This window comes from Mesorhizobium sp. M5C.F.Ca.IN.020.29.1.1 (genome assembly GCF_003997375.1).
In the GTDB taxonomy this organism is placed as follows: Bacteria; Pseudomonadota; Alphaproteobacteria; order Rhizobiales; family Rhizobiaceae; genus Mesorhizobium; species Mesorhizobium wenxiniae.
Genome location: NZ_RZSW01000872.1, coordinates 1 through 1,763, shown reverse-complemented (window position 1 = coordinate 1,763; position 1,763 = coordinate 1). Strand labels below are relative to the sequence as shown.

The window sequence follows — 1,763 nt, the reverse complement described above, 5'->3', positions numbered from 1 at the left end:
CCCTCCAGCGTGAGGCCGGTATAGCGTGGCGGTCTGACATCGGAGCTCGTCGGCAGCGCCACCCAGGGCTGCGCGCGCCAGAAATCGCCTCTTGTGTTCGGGTCGTCGGCGACGATCACGTCGAGCAGTTCGAGCATGTCGGCAACGCTGCGCGTATGCGGCACCACCACGTCCATGGTCGGCACCAGCGGCCAGTTGCCACGCACGGAAATGACGCCGCGCGACGGCGTGTAGGCGACCAGCGCGTTGTTCGACGCCGGCGCCCGGCCCGACGACCATGTCTCCTCGCCGAGCCCGAAGGCGGCGAAGCTGGCGGCGGTCGCGGTGCCGGAACCATTCGACGAGCCCGAGGCGAAGGCGGCGGTCAGGTAATCGGCATTGTAGGGGCTTTCCGCCCGGCCGTAGACGCCGCGCTGCATGCCACCATTAGCCATCGGCGGCATGTTGGTAAGCCCGATCAGCACCGCGCCGCCGGCCCGCAGCCGCGCAATGGTGAAGGCGTCCTCGCTCGCCGTGAGATGCTCGAAGGCCGGCGAGCCGGAGGCCACCGTCAGGCCCGATACCTTGTAGCTGTCCTTGGCGGTATAGGGGATGCCGTCCAACGGGCTGAGCACGGCACCATTCCTGCGGCGCTGGTCGGACGCGGCCGCCTCCTCGAACATTTCGGGATTGAGCACGGGGACGGCATTGAGGGTGATGCCATGGCGGTCGTAATGCGCAATCCTGCGCAGGCAGGCGCCGACCAGCTCGACGCTGGTGACCGTGCCGTCCTCCAGCGCTTGCCGCAACTGCTCGATCGAGGCTTCGTCGATGTGGAGATCGGTCATGGTGTTCCTGCGCCTGCGCGACGATGAGGCCTTACATCGATTTTGTATAGGTCTCGACCCTTCAGAGGGGGCTGCTCAAGCTCCGGTCAGGAAATTGATCACTCCGGCGCGCCGGCGAAGAGCACTACGCCGGCGCCGCCGCCCGCCGGCCAATCCCAAATTGTGCGGTCGTAGCCGCCGGTCAGCACCGTGCCGTCGGCGGCGAACGCCACCGCGTAGACCGGGCCGGACCGGCTGTCGAACAGGGCGGTCTCGCTGCCTGTTTCCATGTCCCACAGCCGTGCCGTACCGTCGAGCGAGCCGGACAGCAGCCGCTTGCCGTCGGCCGACAGCGCCAGCGCATAGACCGTGCCAGAATGGCCCTCGAGGCGGCGGACTTCGCGGCCGCTGTCGAGATCCCAGAGCTTGATCGTATAATCGCCGCTGCCGGTGATCAGATGGTGCCCATCGGCCATGAACACCACGCCATAGGGGCCACGCTCGTGCCCGTGCCAGCTGCGCAGCTGCTTGCCGGTGCCGATGTCCCATAGCTTAAGCGTGCCCTCGATGCTGCCGCTGACCGCGCGTGTGCCGTCCGGCGAGACGGCGACCCCGCTGATCGACCAGTCGTGCCCCGGCGCCACATGCAGCACCGAACCTTTCTCGATATCCCAGACGATGACCCTACCGGTGTCGTGCCCGCTGACGGCACGTTTACCGTCGGGGCTGATCGCCAGCTTGTTGACGCCGCCGTTCTGGCCTGACGAGAACACATGCAGCACAGCGCCATCGGAGAGCTGGCGCAGCACGATCTCGCCATCGTCGCCCGCGGTCAGCGCCCGCGCCCCATCGGGCAGGAAAAGCGCGGTCCGCGCCATGTCCTTGTGGACGCCGAGGGTGCGGATCAGGCGCTTGCCGTCGACATCCCAGAGCTTGACCGTGCGGTCGGTGCTGGCG

Annotated in this window: 2 protein-coding genes; both read right to left on the bottom strand. The window is 67.7% G+C overall.

The window, feature by feature from the left end:
- A partial coding sequence (locus EOA85_RS34480) for an amidase family protein (protein WP_245486315.1) occupies positions 1-827 on the bottom strand: 827 nt, incomplete at its 3' end.
- Between the two features lie 98 nt (positions 828-925).
- A partial coding sequence (locus tag EOA85_RS34475) for a WD40 repeat domain-containing protein (RefSeq protein ID WP_164760105.1) occupies positions 926-1,763 on the bottom strand: 838 nt, incomplete at its 5' end.